The sequence below is a fragment of the Chitinophaga agrisoli genome, assembly GCF_008386695.1.
In the GTDB taxonomy this organism is placed as follows: Bacteria; Bacteroidota; Bacteroidia; order Chitinophagales; family Chitinophagaceae; genus Chitinophaga; species Chitinophaga agrisoli.
In genome coordinates this window covers 937,742-954,315 of sequence record NZ_VUOC01000002.1, presented here as the reverse complement: position 1 = coordinate 954,315, position 16,574 = coordinate 937,742, and the positions used below count along the sequence as shown (strand labels likewise).

Below are 16,574 nucleotides of genomic sequence, written 5' to 3'. Positions count from 1 at the left end.
TGTCCGGCACACTAAAAGTGACCAAATAAAAAGGCACCAATTCAGGGCTCAACTCTACATTTTCGGACGCTGGTGACTGTACAGGATGGTTTCTCCAGGTGCATAATGCCAGGGCTATCACACAAAGCAGAAGCAGGAGTATTACCTTTTGCATTTTCGATGGCGTTTTAATTATAGACGCTCAAGATAAAAAAAGGTTGCACAGCGGCCCGGGAAATGTGACATAAAACCATCTAGCCACAAACAAGGTATTAATATTCAGTAGCTTAGAAAACTGAGATTTGACGAACGGTTTTTGGAAAAATTAAAAGGCAAAAGGGACTGTTTTTTACTTTAATATTCTTTGTATGGTGACGGCAGACCGCTGTTCCAGCAGCACCGTACGGCCGTTGCTCAACTCATCCAGCAGGCCGTTCTGGTAATAACGCACCGTCAGCAGCTGCAACCCTTCATTATAAGCCAGCTTAAAGTCCTGGTGCAGGGCCTTGATCAGCTGCTCTATCTTTTCCGGGTTATTATCAATACAGCAGGAGAAACTGATGGCCGCATTCTGCATCAGGTTGATCTTGATCTTCAGCCCATGGAAGATCTCATAGATATCGGATATCTTATCCTCCGTAATAAAGGCATAGTCGCGGGAGGTAACCGTGATCAGTACCTGGTTCTGTTTCAGCACAATAATGGGCGGTAGCTGGGTATGGTCTGCGTCTTCCCGGATCACGGTGCCTGGCAGGTCCTTGTTCAGGAAACATTTTACCAGCAGGGGTATTTGTTTATTCTGCAGGGGTTTGATCGTCTTGGGATGTATTACCTGGGCGCCGTAATAGGCCATTTCAATCACCTCGCTATAGCTGATCTCCGGAATATTAATGGTATTTGGGAACAGCTTGGGATCGGCATTCTTGAGCCCTTCCACATCCTTCCAGATGGTCTGGCTTTCCGCATCCAGCATATTGGCAAATACGGCGGCGGAGTAATCGCTGCCCTCACGGCCCAGGGTTACGCTTTCGTTCTGGTCAGTGCTGCCTATAAAGCCTTGGGCTATAACGATATTGGTATCATTGAACAGGGGCAGTACCTTTTCTGTGATGCTGCGCTGGGTAACGGCCCAGTCAATATTGGCGTCCCGGAAATTATCGTCTGTACGGAACACATCCCGTACGTCCAGCCAGGTGTTCTGGATCCCCGTTTGGTTAAAAAAGGCGCTCACAATGGCGGTGCTCAGCAACTCACCCAGGCTTACCAGCTGGTCATAATAGTAGTCAAAGCTGCGCAGTGGCTTTTCGCCCAGGGTCCATTCCGCCTCCGTAAAGAACTGCTGCAGCTGTTGGAAAATGACATGGTCCCGGTTGCCCAGCAGGGCGGCGGCAACGTCTATATGCTGCTGCTCTATGTTGTACAGCAATTGAGCGGCTATCTCCCGCTTGCGCAGGTAAAAGTTCTGGGCCACCTTTTCCAGCTCATTGGTGGTTTTGCCCATGGCGGAGATCACGATCAGGAGCTTTTCCTCCGGGAAGGACTGCACAATGGCCCCTACCTTGTGGATACGTTCAATACTTTCTAAACTTGCGCCGCCAAACTTAAAAACCTTCATAGAGCAGATTATCTTCTGTTAAAAAATATTCGGCAAAGTACGGCAACTTTGAATTTGTTTTAAAATATATGGCCCCAGAAATGACAGTTCCATTAAAATAGGCCTATTTTCCGTTATATTCGTTCATTCCAAATTGATAAGTATATGAACAGCAAGCAAAAAGTGATGACCTTAGACGAATTTACTATCCAGGAGCTTAGGAATTATCCTGGCGCTACAGGACAATTATCCGGTCTTTTACGGGATATAGGCCTGGCTGCCAAACGTGTGAATGTGGAAGTAAACAAGGCCGGTATTGCCGATATACTAGGTGAAGCCGGTAAAACCAATGTACAGGGCGAGTCCGTGAAAAAGCTGGATGAATTTGCCAACGAGCAGTTCATCAGCTCCCTGGAGACCAGCATTTACTGCTGCGGGGTGGCCTCTGAAGAGAATGAGACTTTTATTGCCTTTGAAGACGAGCATTCCAGGAACTCCAAGTACATTGTACTGCTGGACCCTTTGGATGGCTCCAATAATATAGACGTGAATGTGTCCATCGGGACCATCTTCTCCGTATACCGCCGGCTCAGTCCCAACGGTAGCCTTTGCGAGCTGGAAGACTTCCTGCAGCCGGGCACCCAGCAGATAGCCGCCGGGTACATCATCTACGGTTCCTCTACCATGCTGGTATATGCTACCCGCCGCAGTGTGCAGGGTTTTACCCTGGACCCGTCCATTGGCGAGTTCTGCCTGTCGCATCCTAACCTCAAATGCCCCCCGGAAAGTGATATCTTCTCCGTGAACATAGGGTATTATCACCTGTATGACCAGCCCATCCGCCTGGCCATTGACCATTTCCTGGCCCGTACAGAGCAGGATAAGATCTACCGCCACCGTTTCGTAGGCTGTATGGTGGCAGAGATCCACCGTACCCTTATCCAGGGCGGTATCTTTATGTATCCTGCCTTTGGCAAATTCTCCGCCGGGCGTTTGCGCCTGTGTTACGAGTGCAACCCCATGTCCTTTATCATGGAAAAGGCCGGGGGCGTAGCCATGGCCAATGGCCGCCAGCGCCTCCTGGAGCTTAAACCGGTCCAGCTCCATCAGCGGGTACCTATTTTTATAGGCTCTAAGTCCCTGATGGACACCTGGCAGCAGATCGTAACCAATCGTCCAAAAGTTTAAATTAAAAATAGGTACAATACTTGCTAAACCTCCACCGTTTTAAATGGTCTAAGGGTTAGGGTATCTATTGTTCACTATTATTAAGTATATGGTAATCACCGCACAAAGAAAGATTGTACTGTTATTGTTTGCTTTTTTCCTGAGCGCGCAGGCCTGGGCCTGTAGCCGGGCAACCGTGCCGCCGGATAGCGCTAAAGCAGGAGGCACCCTGGAGGAGCAGATCCTGTATTACACCAACAAGTTCCGGAAATCACAGGGCTTAGGCCCCCTGCAGCTGGAGTCCTCCATCAGCCGCGAGGCGCTGGATCACAGCAAGGACATGGCCAATGGCCGTACCGGTTTTGGGCACGAAGGTTTTGAAGAAAGGGTAGACCATGTGAGCAAGAAACTGGGCCGTGTAGCCGCTGCCGCTGAGAATGTAGCCTATGGCAACCTGGATGCGGAAGGCGTAGTGAACGGCTGGATCAAAAGCCCGGGTCACCGCCGTAATATGCTGGGCTCTTATAACCTGATAGGCATAGGCGCCGCCAGAGGCAAAGGCAATATCACCTTTTTTACACAGGTATTTATCAAGAACTAACGGATAAAGCAATTGCTTGCAGGCCGTAAGCGTTATGTTCCTTAGCGGGGCATAAGCTTGCGGCCTTCCTGTTTTTTAATCAAATTTTTATCCCCCGGCGCAGTTTAACTTTGTACTTTTGACGCTATGGAAAAGAAAACGATCATCACCGTAAAGGACCTGGTAAAACAGTATGGCGATTTCACCGCGGTAAAGGGCATCAGCTTTGAGGTGTACGAGAATGAGATATTTGGCCTGCTGGGGCCTAACGGCGCTGGTAAATCCTCTACGCTGGAGATCATAGAGACCTTACGGGATAAAACCTCCGGGCAGGTGATCGTGGATGGTTTTGACCTGGATAAAGATCCGGAGAGTATTAAGAAGATCATAGGCGTGCAGCTGCAGAGCTCCGGTTATTACCCCAACCTGAACCTCACGGAGCTCATCGTGATGTTTGGCGGACTGTATAACCAGCCGGTAAACCCTAAGGAACTGCTGGGCCGTTTTAACCTGGTAGACAAAGCCAACGCTAAATACAAACAGCTGTCCGGCGGACAGAAACAACGTTTCTCCATCGCCACTACGCTGATCAATAAACCAAAGATCATTTTCCTGGATGAGCCCACCACCGGTCTGGACCCCCAGGCACGGCGCAACTTGTGGGACCTTATCCAGCAGGTAAGGTCACAAGGCACTACGGTAGTGATCACTACCCATTATATGGATGAAGCAGAGTTCCTTTGCGACCGCTGCGCCATTGTAGATAAAGGCGAGATCATCGCCCTTAACTCGCCGGATGGGCTGATAGACAACCTGGTGGCAACCGGTTTTGAGCGCAAGAAAGAAGTGAAAAAAGCCAACCTGGAAGATGTGTTCCTGCAAATGACAGGCCGCGCACTGCGGGAAGAATAATATTTTGCTGCATAATTTCACTCGTAATTCGTAATTGACATGGATGTTCTCCGCTATCCCATCGGCCATTTCGACGCGCCGGAAACTATCGACACTGATGCGCTTAAAGGTTATATCACTGATATCAGCTACCTGCCCTCTCTCATAGAGATAGCCGTGCAGGACCTGGACGCCTGGCAGCTGGATACGCCCTACCGCCCCGGCGGATGGACAGTAGCCCAGGTAGTGCATCACCTGGCAGACAGTCACATGAACGCCTATACCCGTTTTAAACTGGCCCTTACAGAAACCTCACCCATTATAAAACCATATGATGAAGCGGCATGGGCCATGTTGCCGGATGTGCAGAAAACGCCCGTGAACGTATCCATCACTTTATTATTCTCCCTGCATGCACGGTGGGTACATCTCATGGAGGCCTTAACACCCGAACAATGGGAACGTACCTTCATCCATCCGGAACATGGCAAGGTCTTTAAGCTTAATTATATAGCCGGCAGTTATGCCTGGCATGGCCAGCACCACCTGGCGCATATCGTGAACCTGAAGGAAAGGGAACAATGGTAATATCATTATAACATAGTTTATGGCATCATTAGAATGGAAGCTGCTGCGCTCAGAATACATCTACAAAGATAACTGGCTCACCGCCCGCAAAGACGCCTGCTTAACGCCGGGAGGCAAGATCGTAGACCCTTATTACGTATTGGAATACCCCAACTGGGTGAACGGACTGGCCATAGCAGAAGACGGCCAGGTGATCATGGTTCGCCAGTACCGCCACGGTTTTGGACAAACGATACTGGAACTGCCCGGCGGGGCTATGGACCCCACAGATGCCTCACCGGAGATAGCCATGCGGCGGGAGCTGCTGGAAGAGACCGGGTATGCTTTTGAAACGGTGATAGCCTTGGGGGATATATGCCCGAATCCGGCATCTAGTAATAACCTTACGTTTATGTTCCTGGCTACCGGGGGGAAAAAGGTGCAGGAGCAGCAGCTGGATCAGAATGAGGAGATAGAGATTGTGCATGTGTCGATGGAGGAGTTGAAGGAGATGGTGAGGGGGAATAAGATACGGCAGAGTTTGCATGTGACGTGTATATTGTATGCGTTGATGCGGTTGGGGGAGGGGAGGATTTAACCTGATTATTTTAAATATTGTGCTTCAAGTCTGCGCTGTAGCTTGCCTGCAAATTTAACACGAAATATGCGATTTGCGTAGTAGATAGCCGCTAATCTACGCAAGAAATGCCGAGAATATCCTCGCTTGAGCCGAATAATTGCTATATTTGACGCATAAGGTGCGTAGAATGGGCAATGTATATATCCATCAATTAAAGAAATGGCCTCATTTTCAGTGGGACACAGAGCACATAGCTGAACTTTTAGCCGATGTACGTTACCGGCAGGGTAGGTTATTGGGGTACATGGAAGGATTAGGATCTAGTTTACAGGAGGAAGCAACTTTAGAAACGTTGACGCTCGATGTTTTAAAATCCAGTGAGATTGAAGGGGAGATCCTGGACCATGACCAGGTACGGTCTTCCATCGCCCGCCGCCTGGGAATGGAAATTGCTGGATTAATTCCCGCTGACCAGAACGTGGAAGGTGTGGTTGAAATGATGCTGGACGCAACGCAGCGCTATGATAAATTGCTGACAACCGAACGTTTATTCGAATGGCATGCCTCCATGTTTCCGACCGGTTATAGCGGTATGTATAAAATTGTTGTTGGTACGTGGCGCGATAATGCAAAGGATGATCCGATGCAGGTCGTTTCCGGAGGAATGGGCAGAGAGAAAATTCATTTTCAGGCGCCCGACTCCGATAAATTGGATGCGGAAATGCATCAATTCCTGGACTGGTTTAATCTGCAATCGACAATAGACCCAATAATAAAAGCAGCTGTTGCACATTTGTGGTTTGTTACCATACATCCATTTGACGATGGTAACGGGCGTATTGCCCGCGCTATTACAGATATGCAATTAGCAAGGGCAGATGAAACATTCCGGCGGTTCTATAGCATGTCGGCTCAGATCAGGGTAGAAAGAAAGGGCTATTACGATATACTGGAAAGCACACAGAAAGGCTCATTGGATATCACAGCATGGATAGAATGGTTCCTGCTCTGTTTGAGACGTGCTTTGAGCGCTACAGACGAGACCCTCGCAACAGTAATAAGAAAAGCAACATTTTGGAGGCATCCTTCATCCCACAATCTGAATGACAGGCAGCGGTTGATGTTAAATAAATTGCTGGACGGTTTTGAAGGGAAGTTTACATCTTCAAAATGGGCTAAGATGGCCAAATGCTCTCAGGATACGGCTATCCGGGATATACAGGATCTGATTGATCGTAATATACTGGTAAAGGAGCCTACAGGTGGCAGAAGTACGAGTTATTTGGTGAATGAGGGGTTGTTTAGAGAGTGAATGATCCTAATCTCATAAACCTTGGTTGCATCCTTTTATGATGCTCTCTATTTTGACTTACAATTCACGCTTTTTTGAATACTTAGTGTGGATTGACCGTCATCGCAGAACGATGTCCCGTCGTGATGGCCCAGTAGTCGATCCACTGTCGTCGGATGCCATTGGCTCGGTTGATGAGTTCCGCGCTTGGCTTTCGCCCGTGCTCTACGATCACTACGATCCCGGTGTTGAAATATCGCTGTGAATGATTGACGTCAGGTAAGCGCAGACCCTCCGCGGCGATGACGTCTTGAATCGTAATCCTCATTCGTTGGCCTTTGAAGATCGGGCGTCCGTTTGCGTCCGTGCCGATCCGCACAAGCGGCCTCACGATGTAGAAGTCGGGCACCTCAGCGGCGGCGATCAATCCCATTAAGTAGAGGTCGAGATAGGAGTATCCCGAGGCGGGTACGAAAAAGCCTTCGCGCAATTGGGTGAACGTGCCGTCGAGATTGTCTTGCCACGCGCTTCCACCTTGGGTAGAAGCCTCGAGAGGTAGCGAGTATGGATACGCCACGTGCGTCTCCAATCCGGGATCCCAATGGGGCCACGCTCCGAGCGAGATCGTCTGGCCATTCACGCAGGCGGCAGCATACGCCGACCAGCGGTGTCCGATCTCGTGACCGAGATGCCCGACTGCGTAATTGTACGCACGGCGCTTCCCATCCGGTGTCGCCTGCGCGAGCGGGCGTGTATAGAACGAGATATTTTTGGGGTTTCCGCCTGGTGCATTGTCGGGCGGGCTCTCTTGCATTTCGTTCGCACCGACAAAGATCGGCTGAAACAGGCCGAGCTGAAACCGCCCGCCCGTGCAGCGGCTCTCCAAGATCAGTTTCGTTTGAGTATGTTTGGTATCCCCGATCCCGGTGACGTTGCCACCAATAGGCCCATCGCTCGGGCTACTGGCCTCTTGGCTGTCGAAGCGGAAATCCGAATAGTAGGCGAGAAAATCGAACTTGTCGCCCAGCGTCTGAATGACCGTGCAGGAAAGATCCTGTGGCCGGGGCGGCTGCAGGTAATGAAACGACTCACACAACGCGGCGAACGGACCACTCTTCCGGGACAGACTGGACAGGTCAATGGATTGAACACTCTCAACCGCCGATAAGATTGGGTAAATCCCCACGATGCCGTCTTTCGCTGCCATGGTCTTGTACGACATCTCGATTGAGCCGTCGCGGTGCAGGACAGCCTGAAACAGATTGGTCGTGGGGAACCAGGAGAAATCCAAAAAGCCTCCGAATGGTTCGGTGAGATCCCATGTGATGACGACGCGATCAGCCAACTCCCGCACGTAGCGCGGGCCGGACATCCTGGGCTTCAGAAACACGCTGATGGCTGGTGCGCGTTCACCCAGCCTGGTGCCGACGTCAGCGAGACGGTCAAATCGTCCAATGGCGAAAGCGATTCCGCCGTCAGGGCGACCGTACGCATCGACATCTCCCATGCTCGGTGACGGACCGAATCGAATGGATCCCACCGTCCCCACGGAAAACGAACTCCACCGTTGCCCTGAAAATGGAAACGTGAACTGTTGAAGCCTGACGTCAGCACCGGTGAGTTCCACACCGTAGTTGGTGTCCCAACGTAAAGTCTCATTCGTCACACGGTAGCTGGAACCGACTGGATTAAATCGCAGCGTGCGGCCGACGAGATCAAACAGGTTCGGTTGCCCGAGCGCTGCGCTGTCCAACTCGATCACGATTAAATCGCCTGCTACCGATACCTGACCGATGGAATGTCCGGGTGTTATACCGTTTTGTCCATAAGACTGTTTGTGTATGAATAACAGAACAAATAGAACATTAATTAGAAAGATACGCGGTTTCATAAATTGCGTACAACGCTTGCATTGCCATAACCTTATTGCTGCAATGCAGCTAAATTAGCTTTTTGAACTAAAAATCTCCCCCCTCACATCGCCTCAGCCACCACAAAAAAACTCCCACACACCAAAATCAAATCCTCCTTATGCGCATGCTGCTTCGCAGCCTGCAACGCTTCCTGCACCGTCCCATACGCATGCCCTTTTAACCCATGCGCAGTCGCCATCTCCATCAGCGTTAATTCATCCAGCGCCCGCGGTATCTGCGCCTTACAAAAATAATAACTCGCCGTTACCGGAAACAACGGCAGCACCGCATCCACCGCCTTATCTTTCACAAACCCAACCACAATATGCAATTTCTGATACACCGTATGCCGCAACTGCTGCATGATCTCCGCAATACCAGCCTCATTATGCCCTACATCCATTACCAGCAGCGGATGCTTACTCACCACCTCCCAACGGCCCCGTAACCCCGTCAGCTTGCGTACATGGGATAACCCTTCCTGCACCGCCGTTTCCGGTATTTCCCAGCCCCCCAGCTGTAATATCTTCAGCGCGCTTAACACAGACAGGATATTCTTTTCCTGGTACTGCCCGCCAAGATCCAAATGAATATGTTTCATCTCCGGTTGCTGCTTGTTTACAACACCCAGCTCCAGCCCACTACCCGATAATTTACTTTCCTGCACCAGCCATTCCTGGTCTGCAAAATGGATAGGCGCCTGCATTGCAGCCGCTTTTTCCAGGAACACTGGTTGTACCTCCTGCTGGGTTTCTCCTATTACCACGGGCACGCCTGGTTTAATAATACCAGCTTTTTCCGCGGCTATCAGCGGTAAGGTATTACCCAATATATGCATATGGTCATAGCTGATATTAGTGATCACAGACAGCTCAGGCGTGATCACATTGGTGCTGTCCAGCCGGCCGCCCAGGCCTACTTCTATCACCGCAATATCCACCTGCTCCAGGGCAAAATAATGAAAGGCCATGGCCACGGTAAGCTCAAAAAAGGAAGGTTCTATTTTGGCAATTGCATCCTGCATCTGCTCCGTAAATTCGACTACAAATTCTTCCGGTACCAGCTGCCCGTTCACGCGTATCCGTTCCCGGAAATCCTGCAGGTGAGGGGAGGTGTATAAACCGGTTTTGTAGCCCGCCTGTTGCAGCACAGCGGCCAGCATATGGCTCGTAGAACCTTTGCCGTTAGTACCGGCTATATGGATGGATTTGAATTTATGCTGAGGATTATCCAGCAGGGCGCATAGCTCTAATGTATTATGCAGGTCATTCTTCAGTGCGGCCGCGCCTACGCGGGTAAACATGGGCAGATGCTGGTAGAGGTAATCAACAGTTTGCTGGTAGTTCATCATCGGATCAGAATTGATACCGCAAACTTCGATAAAAAACTGATTAGTTGAGCAGTTATCTACATCACCATCACATCGGCGGACAATCCACCTGCCTTCTCTGCTTCTTGAACAGGCCGCCGCCGCCATCCCTGTCACGGTGTTTAAAGCTGATGGGCACTACACGCAGGGCAATAAACCCATCTGCATGGTTGATCCGGGAACGGAACAGGTTGGAAAGTATACTCGAAGACCCAATGATCAGCGGGCCGGCACGGAAACCTACCCCAGCGTCCACCTGGCCAAAGCGGTTCACTACAAAAGGCATATAAGCGCCAAAATGTTTGCTGTCAAAACGGGGTGTTATCTGTAGCTGGGTGATCGCATAGTTCTTGCTCACGTCTTTTTGGCCGCTGAAAATACCTATGACGGCATTGGCATTCACAAAGAAGCGGCCATCAATATTATAGTCGCCCATAAGATGCAGCGCCGTAGGCAATGCCATAAAGAAGCCATCGTAGGTGGTGATCGGCGTAAAATAGCCGGCAACACGGTGATAATAGTCATCCACGCTTTCGTGGGTGCGGCGTTTCAGCGAGTCCGGGCTAATGTTTCCGGAGGTAAGGTCCAGGTCGCGGTTGAAAGCTGCTTTTTTGTAATAGATACCGCCTATATCCGTAACAGAAGCTCCTAAACGTAGTTTATATTCATCTGCATCCGGGTTCCAGGAATCGGATTCGTAGTTGCCAAATCCATCGCCATCCGGCCGCCATTCATAAATTACGCCTATATCTGCGCCTATACCAGGGTTGGCAAACAGTTTAAAATTGCGGTTGGCCGGGTGTTCCCAATTATCCAGCTGTTCGTTATACGCCACTTCCAGCGTACCGCTGCTGATGGTGGCATTGCGTTTATCCTCCATCACAAAATTCGCGTTCCGCACTACGCCATATCCTGCGGCAATGCCGCTGAGGTATTTAAGCGTAACGCCCGCTTTAATACGGCTGGTCACATTATCCTTTATCACACGGGCGTAGCTGAGGCCCAGCTCATTCCAGCTATGGGCATAAAAGCCGGCATAGTCTACATTATAATTACGGCCGTTAAAGCGGGGATTGGGATAGTCCAGCGCAAAAAAGTTGGCGATATTGGCGTCTACGTTACCGCCATTACCTACAGCACGTAAACGCCAGGTAAAGGCAACGGACTGTTTTTCGTCTATGGAGTACAGTACGGAAGGCAGCATCACCTCTGCCATGCCCCAGCCGTACTGCCGGTTGGTGCTGGCGGTATCCAGGAAATAATCCCGGTTGCGCCGGAACGTGTCCGGCATATTAAAAAGAGATGATTTAGGAAAGCTTATATAGGTGTTGCCGGCTTTTGCGTCAACGCCTATGATATTCACGTCCCATTTATAGCGGGAGCCCGCTGCGGATGCGGGGTTGGTCAGTACGCCGTAAATGCCTGCATAGTGACTATTATGGTACCCGGCAAATGACTGGGCCTGTCCGTACTGCCATAGCAATAGCAGCCCCAAAGTGGCAATCAAGATTCTTTGCATAGTAATATTCCAGGCTTTGCGGTTTCTACGCTCTGCGTCACTTCCCACACGGATTCCGTGCGTATATTTTAGCATTTATTATGCCAGTATTGTCCTGCTTGTATTATTGTACTTTGAAATAAAACCGGATGGTTCCAAACTGCACTTCCGGCGCATCCGGACTGGCATTATACTTTATTTCCCTGGCTGCTCTCTTCGCGATCTCTATGAGCCGGGGATTATTAAGGGTTGAGCCTCTGAGGCTATGGGTGGCATCCGTTACAATACCTTTCCTGTCCACTTTTATATTGATAGCTATATAGCCGGTTTCATTACCATCATAAGTAGGCTGCGGTTTACTTACCAGTGAGCGGCCATTCAGGCGGAAATCACTGCGGCCGCCGCCTAATCCGCCACCTGTATAACCGCTGGCGTTAGGGTCGCCGTTTATCTGTCCGCGATCGCCCGGTTTACCGGTATTCCCTTCGCCGGTTGAGTTATTAGAGCCATTGGCATTGTTGCCGCTATTGGCATTATTCGCGGTTCCACCGCTGTACACCGCCTTGGGCTTGGGCGCAGGCGGCACGGGAGCCGGCGGGTTCTCCGATTTCGGCTTAACGGTTTTAGCAGGTTTAGGCTCCAGGTTTTCCGGCGTTTCCTTTGGTTTCTCCACCGGTTTCTCCCGTTGGGTCACTTCAGGGGCGTCTTCCTGGTCCTGTGTGGCAATATCCTGCGTGGCGGCATTATCCTGTGAAGGCACTGGCTCGCTTTGCGGCGATGATGCATTAGGCGCGGCGTCACTGGGCGGGTTGGGATTCAGTGGCTGCACATCACCCATACCTTCATCGGACGTACCCAGGTTTACTTCCATACCCAGATCCTGGTCCGGCAGGGGCGGTGGCGCAGAAAAACCGGCAAATAACAGCCCTACTAACAGTAAGGCATGCACGCCAATAGTTACGCCCAGCGCTTTTAAGTTTTTTCCTTGAGTATCCTGCTCCGCCATAATGAATCAAAAATAATCTTTTTTTCCAGACTGCCTAACTGTCGCAACTGCTTTGCTACTTACATGTTATAATACACATATCACACCCGGTTACACGCCCATCCGCACATCACTTAAACAGCTCCCACGCAAACCGCAATATCGTCCCGCAGATCACCAGCAGAAAGAACTTCCGCACCAGCTTATTGCCTTTCAATATAGCCAAACGCGCGCCAAAAAAAGACCCCGTCAGGTTACTGGCGGCCATCAGTATGGTTACCGGCCAGAGAATATGCCCATGTAAACCAAAATAAAGTATCGCTGCCAGGTTGGTGGCCAGGTTCACCACTTTTGCATGCGCGCTGGCATGCAAAAAGTCAAACCCCATCAGGCTTATAAACGCCAGGATCAGGAAACTACCGGCGCCCGGTCCAAAAAAACCGTCATAAAAGCCTAATACCAATCCAATAACGGCGCCCCATAGCCAGGTATTGCCCATGGGGGTAACTGATGTGTGCGTTTCTTGCCCAAAATCCTTTTTTAAGTAGGTATAAACGGCCACAGCGATCAGCAATACCAGCATCACCGGCTTTAAAAAATGGTTGGGCAGGTAACTTACCAGGGAAGCCCCTAACATGGCGGCCAGGAAAGCAGTTCCCGCCGTTACCAGCAGCAGGGGGCGGTTGATCTCCACCCGTCGGGCGTATTGCCAGGCGGCCATACTGGTGCCGGAAAACGAAGGAATCTTGGTAGTGCCCAGCAGGGTGGCTACCGGGTACTGCGGAAAGGTAAACAGGATAGCAGGCGTTTGTATCAATCCCCCGCCGCCTACAATGGCGTCTATAAAGCCGGCGCACAGGGAAAAACAGCAAAGAATGGCAACATCGGTGGTCATAACGGCGCAAAAGTAGTATTCATATTGTCATGAAACTGTACGAAGACCGGGTACATGATCACTTGCACGCTAAACGGGTTTCCCCCTTTGCCGTCAAAACCGTAGTTTTGCGCTCCCACAAAAACATGCCCTTGTTCTCGCTGTACAAAAAAGCCTTTGCCGGTTTAAGCCCCTCCACCTGGTGGTTATCACTGGTGCTGCTCATTAACCGTAGCGGCAATATGGTGCTGCCTTTCCTTACTATCTACCTTACCCAGCACCTCGGTTTCAGTATCGCGCAGGCAGGCTTGGTGCTGGCCTTCTTTGGTATTGGCTCCGTATTGGGCGCACTGGCCGGCGGCCGGCTGGCAGACCGGATCGGTTTTTATCCCGTGCAGTTCTGGAGCCTGTTCCTGAATGGGGTGTTATTTATTATCCTGGGACAAATGCGCACCATGCTGCAGATCAGCGCGTGCACCTTTGTATTAAGCCTGGTGGGCGAGGCTTTCCGCCCTGCCAATGCATCCGCCATTGCCTGGTACAGCAAACCGGAGAACCGCGTGCGCTCTTATTCCCTGAACCGTTTAGCCGTAAACCTGGGCTTTTCCATTGGCCCCGCGGTGGGCGGCATGCTGGCGGCTATCAGCTATAATTTCCTTTTCTGGGCGGATGGCCTTACCTGTATAGTGGCGGCGCTCATCATGCGGGTATTATTGCCGCCGGCCAAGGTAAATGACCGTAAGGCAGGCGGAGATAAGCAGGAGCAGATACCAGCCGGTCAAGGGCCTACGGCCTACCAGGATGTGTTGTACCTGGTGTTTGTAGTGCTGGTAATGCTGTATGCCATGGGATTTTTCCAGATAGGCTCCATCGTGCCCATCTTCTTTAAGACGGTGCTGCACATGAACGAGTTCTATATTGGGTTGGTGCTGGCGTTTAACGGGCTACTCATCGCCCTGCTGGAAATGGTGCTGGTATATAAACTGGAGAATACAAAGCCGCCACTGGCTATTATCTACCGGGGTATGTTCCTGAATTGCCTGGCCTTCCTGAGCCTTATCCTGCTACCGGCTATTGGGCTAACATCAGTGGTATTTATACTGTTCTTCACATTTAGTGAAATGCTGACCATGCCTTATATGAATGCTTTCTGGATTGGCCGCAGCAGGGAGCATAACAGGGGACAGTATGCGGCATTGTATACGATCGCTTATTCTGTAGCGCAGATCATTTCGCCTTCTTTAAGCGCCTACCTGGTGGAGCGCCTGGGTTTCCGGGACTGGTGGTATATTATTACCGCCTGGAGCCTGTTGACTGCAGGCGGTTTTTGGCTGTTGCAACGAAAAGTCAGTGCGCAAAATCTTGCGCGTAATCCCCTTTGATCCTTTCCATAGGCGGGTTAAAATACCCAAACTTCAGATCAGGGAACTCTTCCCGGATCAGGTCCAGCATCTGTTGCATGCCCAGGCATTCACCGGGATCGGTAATACCCAGTTTACCCAGGTACCAGTCCGGGTCAATATTAAAATTGCGCCACTGGATCATGGAAAGACCGGTATCGCGGATCAGGGTACGCAGGGCCTCGTATTCCGCCACACTATCCGTAAGCCCGGGGAATACGAAATAGTTAATGGAGCTCCAGCCCCCAAATTCCCGTACTACTTTCAGGCTTTCCACAATGTCTTCAAACGCATAGTTATTGGGCCTGTAGTAGGGAGTATACCATCTTTCCTGGGCAGAGTTGGTACTTACCCGTATGCTGTTCAGGCCTGCTTCGCAGAGGGCGCGTACGGCATCCGGTTTACTACCGTTGGTATTGATATTAATACTGCCTTTAGGCGTATGTTTACGTATCTCTATAATGGACTCGCGGATGGTCTCCCACATCAGCAAAGGCTCACCCTCGCAACCCTGTCCAAAGCTTACGATAGGGAAAGGGGCCGTTTCCAGGTGCGGTACGGTATATTCCACGATCTCTTCTGCAGAGGGCTTAAAACGAAGGCGGTCCTGGGTGGACACAATGCTTTCCTCTTCCGGCTGGAAGGAGATACAGCCCACACAGTTGGCATTACAGGCCGGGGAAGAGGGGATAGGGCATTCCCAGCGCCCCATAAAATAATTACGGGCAGCGGGGCAATGATAAGTAAGCGCGCAATTATCTGCCAGGTGTTTTACCAGGCGGTTATGCGGGTAGGCCTCCAGCAGGTCTTTTACGCCTTGTTTCACCTTTTTATCGTCAAAACCGGCGCATTCCTGGCGGATATCCTGCTCTATACGGGTAGCCGGTACATAGAACTTACCATCCAGCCAACCCACTGCCGTGTAACAGAAAAGGGGCAGGGTGGGGGCTCCTGGCAGGGTTTCGTAGGCGGAGAGGTACAGACCGGTATGGGCCGGCGGTATAAAGGCGGCTACTGCCCAACCTTTCTCGCACAGGGCCATCTCTTCAGTATCATCTGCCATAATGCCAATACCACGGCGGCCAGGCAGCTCATACAACGATCCTCCTTCCGGCAGCTCAATCCACTCTTCCACCGGAATAGGCAATGCATCCCAGCCACTACGGCCGGTTGCATGCATGGTGGTATCCTCAAATATATTGCCCTTGCCGTCGGAATACAGTATGAACGGGCTTGTTGTTAGCGCCATAATATCAGTTACAAATTATCAATTACCCAGTCTATGTTTACAGAAGGCGTTTATCTCTCCCATCTTCACATCGGATATATTATCCAGTATGTCCAGCTGCAGGATCTTATTGTTCTTAAAATCAATTGTCAGCAGGTCATTCCGCAAAATTACGTTATTGAGTTGGTTCCAGCCGATGTTCCGTTGGGAAAAGGTGGTGGGCAGCTGTACGCCCATGTTATCCAGGCCTACATATACGGGTTGAAAAATACGGTATTCCGCCCAGCCAATATATACCAGGCCCAGCCCTATGATCAGGTGCAGCACCGCTATAAGGGGCTGCATATGCGTAAGGAAGTACAGGAATCCCGTAAAACATACAAATACCTGTACCAGCCGCATAACGGAGTTAGCGCCGGAGAAATGCTGGAAACGGCGCATAATAAAAGGAAATACCAGGCTGGCCAGCCCCACCACAATAAAATAGATCACCACGGCCCAGTTAGGTTTGGGACTGTTGTAAGTGCCAATGGCATTAAACAGGAACAGTATGCCCGCCAGCCCATGCATTACAGGCTGTAAGCGCAGGCGCGTAACGGTATTGGGATGGAGGATCTTTAATTTATACATCAATTAATAGTATCTGCGGTGTAGGAAT

15 protein-coding genes are annotated in these 16,574 nt (G+C 50.7%); 7 read left to right on the top strand and 8 right to left on the bottom strand.

All coding sequences use genetic code 11. The annotated features are described in order from the left end of the window. Window positions 1-328: 328 nt before the first annotated feature. Entirely contained in the window at window positions 329-1,594 is a 1,266-nt protein-coding gene (locus F0L74_RS11215) for an aspartate kinase (protein ID WP_149837953.1), read from the bottom strand. Window positions 1,595-1,738: 144 nt separating this feature from the next. Here F0L74_RS11215 and fbp point away from each other — a divergent pair, with 144 nt between their 5' ends. From fbp to F0L74_RS11185, 6 genes are all read left to right on the top strand, one after another. After that, entirely contained in the window at window positions 1,739-2,761 is a 1,023-nt protein-coding gene (fbp, locus tag F0L74_RS11210; RefSeq protein WP_149837952.1) for a class 1 fructose-bisphosphatase, read from the top strand. A gap of 88 nt (window positions 2,762-2,849) precedes the next feature. After that, window positions 2,850-3,341 (top strand): CAP domain-containing protein, encoded by a 492-nt coding sequence (locus F0L74_RS11205; protein WP_149837951.1) that lies wholly within the window; start codon window positions 2,850-2,852, stop codon window positions 3,339-3,341. 126 nt (window positions 3,342-3,467) lie between these two features. Then, complete coding sequence (locus F0L74_RS11200) at window positions 3,468-4,232, top strand: ABC transporter ATP-binding protein (RefSeq protein ID WP_149837950.1); 765 nt, start codon at window positions 3,468-3,470, stop codon at window positions 4,230-4,232. A gap of 39 nt (window positions 4,233-4,271) precedes the next feature. Beyond that, on the top strand, window positions 4,272-4,799 hold the full coding sequence (locus F0L74_RS11195) for a YfiT family bacillithiol transferase (RefSeq protein ID WP_213086941.1): 528 nt from the start codon (window positions 4,272-4,274) through the stop codon (window positions 4,797-4,799). A gap of 19 nt (window positions 4,800-4,818) precedes the next feature. Further along, window positions 4,819-5,376, top strand: a complete 558-nt coding sequence (locus tag F0L74_RS11190; RefSeq protein WP_149837948.1) for an NUDIX hydrolase — start codon at window positions 4,819-4,821, stop codon at window positions 5,374-5,376. 169 nt (window positions 5,377-5,545) lie between these two features. Continuing rightward, a complete protein-coding gene (locus F0L74_RS11185; protein ID WP_149837947.1) occupies window positions 5,546-6,670 on the top strand; it encodes a Fic family protein in 1,125 nt (374 codons plus the stop codon). An 82-nt stretch (window positions 6,671-6,752) separates the two neighbouring features. Here F0L74_RS11185 and F0L74_RS11180 read toward each other — a convergent pair whose 3' ends face one another. The 5 genes from F0L74_RS11180 to F0L74_RS11160 form a co-directional block, all read right to left on the bottom strand. Further along, a complete protein-coding gene (locus F0L74_RS11180; RefSeq protein WP_149837946.1) occupies window positions 6,753-8,540 on the bottom strand; it encodes a hypothetical protein in 1,788 nt (595 codons plus the stop codon). Window positions 8,541-8,623: 83 nt separating this feature from the next. Continuing rightward, window positions 8,624-9,913 (bottom strand): bifunctional folylpolyglutamate synthase/dihydrofolate synthase, encoded by a 1,290-nt coding sequence (locus tag F0L74_RS11175; protein WP_246197681.1) that lies wholly within the window; start codon window positions 9,911-9,913, stop codon window positions 8,624-8,626. Between the two features lie 67 nt (window positions 9,914-9,980). Beyond that, complete coding sequence (locus F0L74_RS11170; RefSeq protein WP_149837945.1) at window positions 9,981-11,450, bottom strand: DUF5723 family protein; 1,470 nt, start codon at window positions 11,448-11,450, stop codon at window positions 9,981-9,983. A 103-nt stretch (window positions 11,451-11,553) separates the two neighbouring features. Continuing rightward, window positions 11,554-12,435: a hypothetical protein gene (locus tag F0L74_RS11165; RefSeq protein ID WP_149837944.1), complete on the bottom strand. Its 882-nt coding sequence runs from the start codon at window positions 12,433-12,435 to the stop codon at window positions 11,554-11,556. Window positions 12,436-12,544: 109 nt separating this feature from the next. Then, window positions 12,545-13,309, bottom strand: a complete 765-nt coding sequence (locus F0L74_RS11160) for a sulfite exporter TauE/SafE family protein (RefSeq protein WP_149837943.1) — start codon at window positions 13,307-13,309, stop codon at window positions 12,545-12,547. Window positions 13,310-13,338: 29 nt separating this feature from the next. Between F0L74_RS11160 and F0L74_RS11155 the strand changes: the two genes are divergently transcribed. Continuing rightward, a complete protein-coding gene (locus tag F0L74_RS11155; protein WP_246197680.1) occupies window positions 13,339-14,670 on the top strand; it encodes an MFS transporter in 1,332 nt (443 codons plus the stop codon). Here the strand turns inward: F0L74_RS11155 and F0L74_RS11150 are convergent. Together F0L74_RS11150 and F0L74_RS11145 are read right to left on the bottom strand one after the other, a co-directional pair. Then, window positions 14,636-15,937: a radical SAM family protein gene (locus F0L74_RS11150; RefSeq protein WP_149837942.1), complete on the bottom strand. Its 1,302-nt coding sequence runs from the start codon at window positions 15,935-15,937 to the stop codon at window positions 14,636-14,638. The two genes, F0L74_RS11155 and F0L74_RS11150, sit on opposite strands and share 35 nt — an antisense overlap. Before the next feature lie 18 nt (window positions 15,938-15,955). After that, window positions 15,956-16,546 carry a hypothetical protein gene (locus F0L74_RS11145; RefSeq protein WP_149837941.1) on the bottom strand — a complete coding sequence of 197 codons (591 nt, stop codon included), beginning with the start codon at window positions 16,544-16,546 and terminating at the stop codon, window positions 15,956-15,958. Window positions 16,547-16,574: the final 28 nt, after the last annotated feature.

What these genes read in the sequence shown, in the direction of transcription:
- F0L74_RS11215 (WP_149837953.1), bottom strand. Translation starts at nt 1,594, where the DNA reads ATGAAGGTTTTTAAGTTTGGCGGCGCAAGTTTAGAAAGTATTGAACGT.
- fbp (WP_149837952.1), top strand. Translation starts at nt 1,739, where the DNA reads ATGAACAGCAAGCAAAAAGTGATGACCTTAGACGAATTTACTATCCAG.
- F0L74_RS11205 (WP_149837951.1), top strand. Translation starts at nt 2,850, where the DNA reads ATGGTAATCACCGCACAAAGAAAGATTGTACTGTTATTGTTTGCTTTT.
- F0L74_RS11200 (WP_149837950.1), top strand. Translation starts at nt 3,468, where the DNA reads ATGGAAAAGAAAACGATCATCACCGTAAAGGACCTGGTAAAACAGTAT.
- F0L74_RS11195 (WP_213086941.1), top strand. Translation starts at nt 4,272, where the DNA reads ATGGATGTTCTCCGCTATCCCATCGGCCATTTCGACGCGCCGGAAACT.
- F0L74_RS11190 (WP_149837948.1), top strand. Translation starts at nt 4,819, where the DNA reads ATGGCATCATTAGAATGGAAGCTGCTGCGCTCAGAATACATCTACAAA.
- F0L74_RS11185 (WP_149837947.1), top strand. Translation starts at nt 5,546, where the DNA reads ATGGGCAATGTATATATCCATCAATTAAAGAAATGGCCTCATTTTCAG.
- F0L74_RS11180 (WP_149837946.1), bottom strand. Translation starts at nt 8,540, where the DNA reads ATGAAACCGCGTATCTTTCTAATTAATGTTCTATTTGTTCTGTTATTC.
- F0L74_RS11175 (WP_246197681.1), bottom strand. Translation starts at nt 9,913, where the DNA reads ATGATGAACTACCAGCAAACTGTTGATTACCTCTACCAGCATCTGCCC.
- F0L74_RS11170 (WP_149837945.1), bottom strand. Translation starts at nt 11,450, where the DNA reads ATGCAAAGAATCTTGATTGCCACTTTGGGGCTGCTATTGCTATGGCAG.
- F0L74_RS11165 (WP_149837944.1), bottom strand. Translation starts at nt 12,435, where the DNA reads ATGGCGGAGCAGGATACTCAAGGAAAAAACTTAAAAGCGCTGGGCGTA.
- F0L74_RS11160 (WP_149837943.1), bottom strand. Translation starts at nt 13,309, where the DNA reads ATGACCACCGATGTTGCCATTCTTTGCTGTTTTTCCCTGTGCGCCGGC.
- F0L74_RS11155 (WP_246197680.1), top strand. Translation starts at nt 13,339, where the DNA reads ATGAAACTGTACGAAGACCGGGTACATGATCACTTGCACGCTAAACGG.
- F0L74_RS11150 (WP_149837942.1), bottom strand. Translation starts at nt 15,937, where the DNA reads ATGGCGCTAACAACAAGCCCGTTCATACTGTATTCCGACGGCAAGGGC.
- F0L74_RS11145 (WP_149837941.1), bottom strand. Translation starts at nt 16,546, where the DNA reads ATGTATAAATTAAAGATCCTCCATCCCAATACCGTTACGCGCCTGCGC.